Source organism: Kitasatospora sp. NPDC088742, assembly GCF_055584905.1.
In genome coordinates this window covers 1-6075 of the sequence record NZ_JBVJLD010000002.1, presented here as the reverse complement: position 1 = coordinate 6075, position 6075 = coordinate 1, and the positions used below count along the sequence as shown (strand labels likewise).

Here is a 6075-nt window from a genome sequence, read left to right as displayed (position 1 = left end):
CGGGGGGCGGATGGGGTGGCGTCGGATTCTGCAGTGGGGGCGGGCCGGGGTCGGTGCACGGGTCGAGGTCGGTGGCGCCGGGGCGGTCGGGGTGGGCCGGGACGTGGTGCACGGGGCGATCGGGCCGCATGCCATGGCGGTGCACAACGAGGGCACGGTGTACGTCGGGGAGGGGCTCGCCGCCGCGCTGACAGAGGGTGAGGTCGAGCAGGCACTTGCCGCCTACCTGGCCCGGGTGCGGGAGAGTCAGCGGCGGCTGAACCTGGACGTGCTCGGGCCGGGGGACGCCGCCGGGGAGGCGTTGCCGTTGCTGGACCTGCCGCGGCCGTCACTTCTGCCCTGACATCCCGTCAGCCGCCGCCCGCAGGTGCGGCAGGAAGGCCGTGACGGCTGGGGGGAGGGCGTGGCCTCGGCGGGTGGCGGTGTGGACCTGGCGGGTGGGGGTGTCGGCGGGGTGGAGGGGGACCAGGGCGAGGTCGGGGCGGGTGGCGGGGGCGGCCAGCGAAGGGACGAGGGTGACGCCCAGGCCGGCGGCTACCAGGCCCAGTTTGGCGGTCCATTCGGCGACGGCGTACTCGATGCGGGGGTGGAAGCCCTGGCGGAGGCAGGCGGCGAGGAGGGTGGAGCCGGGGTCGCGGGTGGCGGCGATCCAGGGGGCGTCGGCGAGGTCGGTGAGGTGGAGCAACTCGCGGGCGGCCAGGGGGTGGTTGAGAGGGAGGGCGACCAGGAGGGGGTCGGCGGTCAGAGGGGTGAGGTCGAAGGTGTCGCCAGCGTACGGGTGGCCAGCGTAAGAGTGGCCGGGGTAGGCGGCGACCACGGCGAGGTCGATCGAGCCGTCGTGGAGGCGGCCGAGGAGGGTGGCGGAGAGGCCTTCGGTGACCGCGATGGAGATCGAGGGGTGGGCTGCCCGGAAGCAGGCCAGGGCGGTGGGGACCAGGACGGCGTTGGCGCTGTCGAAGGCGCCGATCCGGAGGTGGCCGCCGGTGAGGGAGGTCAGGGCGGTGAGTTCGCGGGTGGCGGTGTCGAGGCGGTCGAGGACGGCCTCTGCGTGCGGGAGCAGGGTACGGCCGTGCTCGGTGAGGCGGACGCCGCGGGGGAGGCGGTCGAAGAGCTGGGCTCCGAACTCCGCCTCCAGGGTGGAGATCTGACGGGATATCGCGGACTGGGTGTAGCCGAGCCGTTCGCCGGCGGCGGTGAAGGAGCCCAGCCGGGCGGCGGTGCGGAAGACTTCGAGCCAGGCCATGTCCATTCCGCATGGATAGCATGCGAGACATTCGTTTGTCGCCTGGCTGTGGGCTGCCTACGGTGGACGCCATGGAGAAGATCGCATTCCTCGGGCTGGGCCGGATGGGCCTGCCGATGGCCAAGCGCCTCAAGGGAGTTGGGTTCGAAGTCAGGGCCTGGAACCGCACGTTGGGCAAGGGGGACGGGCTCGATGAGGCCACCGATGCGGCGGAAACGGTGCGCGGGGCCGGTGTGGTGGTGACGATGCTGGCCGATGCGGCGGCGCTACGGGAGGTGGCCGGGCGGATCATCGGGCAGCTGGAGCCGGGACAGCTGTGGGTCGAGATGTCCTCGGTCGGTCCGGAGGCGGTGGTGGAGCTGAGGGAACAACTCCCGGACGGGGTGGGCCTGGTGGACGCCCCGGTGCTCGGCAGCGTGGGGCCGGCCGCGAGTGGTGGGCTGACGGTGCTGGCCGGTGGCCGGACGGAGGACGTGGAGCGGGCGCGGCCGGTACTGGAGGCGCTTGGCACGGTGGTGGACTGCGGCGGGCCAGGCACGGGCGCCGCGCTCAAGGTGGTGGTGATCAGCGCGATCGTCGGGGGAGTCGCGCTGGTCGGCGAGGCCTTGGCGGTGGCGGACGGGTTCGGGCTGCCGGAGGGGTTGACCACGAAGGTGCTGGGGGCCGGCCCGCTCGCGGGGCTGCTGGCCCGGGCCACCAGCACGGAGGCGGACTTCCCGGTGCGGCTGGCCGCCAAGGACGTGGCGTTGGCGGTCGGCGGCCCCGTGCTCAAGCAGGTGGAGACAGCCCTCAACTCCCGCCCAGAGCTGGCGGATCAGGACCTGGCCCGGTACGTGGACGCGCTCCGCGCCGAAGCGCGGAGCGTGTGAGGGCTCGGCCTAGGCGAGCCGCCCGTCGTGCATCTCCAGGACCCGGTCGACCCGGCCCAGCAGGTCGCGGTCGTGGGTGACCATGACTGTCGCGGTGCGGTGTTCGCGGGTGATCTCGGCGAGCAACTCGACGATCTGGGCGCCGCGTTCGTGGTCCAGGGCGGAGGTGGGTTCGTCGACCAGGAGGACGGACGGGGAACCGAAGAGAGCCCGCGCGATGTTGACCCGCTGGCGTTCGCCGCCGGAGAGCTGGTGCGGGCGGCGGCGCTGCTTGGCCGGGTCGAGGCCGACCGAGGCGAGCAGGGCCTCGGCCCGCGCCCTGGCCGCCCGGACGGACCCGCCCCGGACGGACTCCAGCACCAGCAGCTGCTCGACGGCGGTGAGCGAGGCCAGCAGGTTGGACTGCTGGAAGACGATGCCCAACCGCTCCCGGCGCAGTGCGGCCCGGGCCTTCTCGCCCAGCGCGCCCACCTCCTGACCGTCTATCAGCACCCGTCCCGAGTCCGGCCGCAGCAGGGTGGCGGCCACCGCCAGCAGCGAGGACTTCCCGGAGCCGGACGGCCCGGCGACGGCGGTGAACTCGCCGGGGGCGACGGCCAGCGAGACGGAGTCCAGCGCGGTCAGCCGGGCCTCGCCGTCGGGGTAGGTGAGGGTGACGGACTCCAGCGCGAGGCCGGTGCGGAGAAGGGTGGTGGTGGTCATCGGTTGGCTCATCGGTTGGCTCCCAGCGCGGCCAGCGGGTCGACGGAGGTGATGCGGCGGACGGCGAGTACGGCCCCGAGCAGGCCGAGCAGCACCATCGCGGTGACGGGCACGAAGACGCTCAGGAAGCTGACGTCGAAGGGCACGGCCGAGGCCGCGAACAGCCCGCCGACCCCGCCGAGCAGCCCGCCCAGCAGCGCCCCGCCGAGCAGCACGGCGGCCGCCTGCGCGAGCGCGTCCCGCACCAGGTAGGCGCTGCTCGCGCCGACCGCCTTGAGCACCGCGATGTCGGGCTTGCGCTGCACCGTCCAGACAGTGAAGAAGGCCCCGACCACCAGCGCGCTGACCGCGAACAGGAAGCCCTGGATCATCTGGAGCGAACCCTGCTCGGCCGAGTAGCCGTTGATCCCGGCCAGGGCGTCGGAGACCGGGACGGTCTCGGTGCCCTGTGCCGCGTCCACCGCCGACAGGTCGGTGCCGCCGGCCACGTCCAGCGCCAGCGCGGTGGGCTGGGCCTGGCCGCTGACCTTCTCCCAGGTGGGCACGGTGGTCCAGACGGTGGCGGCGTGCCCGAAGGAGCGGGGCGCGGTGATGCCGGAGACGGTGACCTGGACGGGGCCCAGCTTCACCTGCTGACCGACCGTCAGGTGGTACTCCTCGGCGGCGTCCGAGCCGACCGCGACCTGCCCGTCCGCCGGGTAGGCCCCGGACTCCAGCGGCGGCAGCAGTGGGCCGGGCGCCCCGACCACGCTGACCGAGGCGGCGGCCGAACTGCCCGTCAGCCGCGTCATCGAGATGCCCAGCGGCTGCGCCGACCTCACCCCCGGGGCGGCGGCCAGCGCGGCGGCCTGCTCGGGGGAGACGGTGGAGTTGCTGAACGAGACGGTGGGCGCGGCCCCGGCCGGGGCGCCGAAGACGATCCGGTCGGCCGGGAGCTCGGCGACGGTGGAGGAGGCGGCGGAGGCGAGCCCGCCGGTGAGGCCGTAGAGGAAGACGACCAGGGTGGTTATCAAGGTGACCACCGCCCCCATCAGGGCGAAGCGCCCCTTGGCGAAACGGATGTCCCGCAGTGCGACGAACACGGTGACCCTCTCGGGGAGGAACGGAGTGGTGCAGACTCCTCCACCCTGTCGGCGCGCGGGCTCCGTTCCATCAGGGAGAGGAGGGGGAGTCCACTCCTGCGGGGGATGCACTCCGGAATCCATCGAACGGTTGATGCCGTGGCGGCCGGAGGCACCGCGAGCACCCCGTACCCTCGGAAGGCGTGACCGCCACCGAATCCCACTCCGGAGCGACGCCCGCGCTGCGGCTGATGAACTTCGCCCTTCACGGGCTGTTCGTCGCCCTGCTCGTGGTGCTGCTCGCCCGCGGCCTGGCGGTCGGCAACCTCGGGCCCGGCGCGCTGGTCACCGCGATGGTGCTGGCCGCCGTCTACCTGGGCGGCGGGGCGGTGGAGGCCGTCCGCACCGACAAGCGCTGGGCCGGGGTCTGGTTCGGCGCGGTGCTGCTGCTCTGGATCGGGCTGACGCTCCAGCACCCGGAGTTCTGCTACCTGGCCTTCCCCCTCTACTTCGTCTGCCTGCACCTGATGCCGGTCCGCTGGGCCGTCCTCTCGGTGGCCGGGCTGACCGCCGTGGTGGTCGCCGCCCAGGCCGGGACGGACGGCGGGCTGACCACCGCGAAGGTGCTCGGCCCGGTGGCCGGCGCGGTGGTCGCCCTGCTCACCGCCTACGGCTACGCCGCGCTCTACCGGGAGAGCCGCGAGCGGCAGCGCCTGATCGACGACCTGGTGCGCACCCGGGGCGAGCTGGCCGCCACCCAGCGCGAGGCCGGGCGGCTGGCGGAGCGTCAGCGGCTGGCCCGGGAGATCCACGACACCCTGGCGCAGGGGCTGTCCAGCATCGTGCTGCTGGCCCGCTCGGCGGAGTCGGCGCTGCCCGAGGGCGCGGAGACGGCGCGGGAGCGGATCGCGGAGGTCGGTGCCACCGCCTCGGCCAACCTGGCGGAGGCCCGCCGCTTCGTGCAGGCGCTGACCCCGCCGGCGCTGGACGACGCCACCCTGTGCGAGGCGCTGCGCCGGCTGACGGGCGGTCAGGGCGCGGCGTTCCATCTGGACGGCGAGCCGTACCCGCTGCCGGTGGAGGCGGAGGTGGCGCTGCTGCGGCTCACCCAGGAGGCGCTGGCCAACGCGGTGCGGCACGCCCGGGCCCGGGCGGTCGCGGTGACCCTGACGTACCTGGACGACGAGGTGACGCTCGACGTGTTCGACGACGGGGTGGGCTTCGACCCGCAGGCCCTGCCGGAGTCCGGGCGGGGCCGGTTCGGGCTGCACGGCATGCGGGAGCGGATCGCCGAGCTGGGCGGCAGCCTGACGGTCGAGTCCGCACCGGGAGAGGGGACGGTGGTCGCGGTGTCGCTGCCGCTGCGGGCGATCGGGACGGCGGAGACGGTGATGATGCGGGAGACGTTGTGATCCGGGTGGTGCTGGTGGACGACCACCCGGTGGTGCGGCGCGGGCTGCGGGCGATGGTGGACGAGCTGCCGGAGCTGGAGGCGGTCGGCGAGGCGGCGGACGGGGCCGAGGCGCTCCGGGTGCTGGAGGGGCTGTCGGTGCGGCCCGATGTGGTGCTGATGGACCTTCAGATGGGGACGGGCATGCACGGGGTGGAGGCGACGCGGCGGATCACCGCACTGCCGGACCCGCCGGCGGTGCTCATCCTGACGACCTACAGCACGGACGCGGACATCCTGTCGGCGGTCGAGGCGGGGGCGACGGGCTATCTGCTGAAGGACGCTCCGCCGGAGGAGCTGGTCGCGGCGGTGAAGGCCGCTTCCCGCGGGGAGACGGTGCTGGCGCCGCCGGTCGCCGCGCGGCTGTTGGGGCGGGTGCGGGCGGGGCGGCCGACGCTGTCGCCCCGGGAGGCGCAGATCCTCCAGCTGCTGGCGGAGGGGCTGGCGAACCGGCAGATCGCCAAGCGGCTGTTCATCAGCGAGGCGACGGTGAAGACGCACCTGGTGCACATCTACGACAAGTTGGGCGTAGACAGCCGAACGGCGGCGATCGCCTCGGGCTTGGCCAGCGGGCTGATCAGACCGTGATGCCGGGGGCGCGGGGAACTGCGCGCAGGGGAACGGCAGTACGTGCAACTGGCTCGCTTGCCCCGATCTAGGGCCTGTTTCGAAAGTGCTGGTCACAGCCACTCGTTGATGGCTGCGACCAGCACGGTCGCTTCGTAGCGGACGGCGAGTTTGTCGAATCTC

Annotated in this window: 7 protein-coding genes; 4 read left to right on the top strand and 3 right to left on the bottom strand. The window is 73.7% G+C overall.

Features of this window, described 5'->3' with window-relative positions:
- Positions 1-343: hypothetical protein (locus ACZ6ZR_RS02305; protein ID WP_465638512.1), on the top strand; the 343-nt coding region annotated here is incomplete at its 5' end.
- On the opposite strand, the gene ACZ6ZR_RS02300 is transcribed toward ACZ6ZR_RS02305, so the two are convergent.
- Entirely contained in the window at positions 329-1243 is a 915-nt protein-coding gene (locus ACZ6ZR_RS02300) for a LysR family transcriptional regulator (RefSeq protein ID WP_465638510.1), read from the bottom strand. The two genes, ACZ6ZR_RS02305 and ACZ6ZR_RS02300, sit on opposite strands and share 15 nt — an antisense overlap.
- Before the next feature lie 71 nt (positions 1244-1314).
- Between ACZ6ZR_RS02300 and ACZ6ZR_RS02295 the strand changes: the two genes are divergently transcribed.
- A complete protein-coding gene (locus tag ACZ6ZR_RS02295) occupies positions 1315-2112 on the top strand; it encodes an NAD(P)-dependent oxidoreductase (RefSeq protein WP_465638508.1) in 798 nt (265 codons plus the stop codon).
- Positions 2113-2121: 9 nt separating this feature from the next.
- Here the strand turns inward: ACZ6ZR_RS02295 and ACZ6ZR_RS02290 are convergent, their stop codons facing one another.
- Both ACZ6ZR_RS02290 and ACZ6ZR_RS02285 read right to left on the bottom strand, forming a co-directional pair.
- Complete coding sequence (locus ACZ6ZR_RS02290) at positions 2122-2814, bottom strand: ABC transporter ATP-binding protein (protein WP_465638506.1); 693 nt, start codon at positions 2812-2814, stop codon at positions 2122-2124.
- An 8-nt stretch (positions 2815-2822) separates the two neighbouring features.
- Positions 2823-3896, bottom strand: a complete 1074-nt coding sequence (locus ACZ6ZR_RS02285) for an FtsX-like permease family protein (protein WP_465638504.1) — start codon at positions 3894-3896, stop codon at positions 2823-2825.
- Positions 3897-4078: 182 nt separating this feature from the next.
- Between ACZ6ZR_RS02285 and ACZ6ZR_RS02280 the strand changes: the two genes are divergently transcribed.
- Both ACZ6ZR_RS02280 and ACZ6ZR_RS02275 read left to right on the top strand, forming a co-directional pair.
- The gene (locus tag ACZ6ZR_RS02280) at positions 4079-5287 is read left to right on the top strand and encodes a sensor histidine kinase (RefSeq protein WP_465638502.1); all 1209 of its coding nucleotides are present in this window, start codon (positions 4079-4081) and stop codon (positions 5285-5287) included.
- Complete coding sequence (locus tag ACZ6ZR_RS02275) at positions 5284-5913, top strand: response regulator (protein WP_465638500.1); 630 nt, start codon at positions 5284-5286, stop codon at positions 5911-5913. The genes ACZ6ZR_RS02280 and ACZ6ZR_RS02275 overlap by 4 nt, the downstream gene beginning before the upstream one ends.
- Positions 5914-6075 lie beyond the last annotated feature (162 nt).

What these genes read in the sequence shown, in the direction of transcription:
- ACZ6ZR_RS02290 (WP_465638506.1), bottom strand. Translation starts at nt 2,814, where the DNA reads ATGACCACCACCACCCTTCTCCGCACCGGCCTCGCGCTGGAGTCCGTC.
- ACZ6ZR_RS02295 (WP_465638508.1), top strand. Translation starts at nt 1,315, where the DNA reads ATGGAGAAGATCGCATTCCTCGGGCTGGGCCGGATGGGCCTGCCGATG.
- ACZ6ZR_RS02300 (WP_465638510.1), bottom strand. Translation starts at nt 1,243, where the DNA reads ATGGCCTGGCTCGAAGTCTTCCGCACCGCCGCCCGGCTGGGCTCCTTC.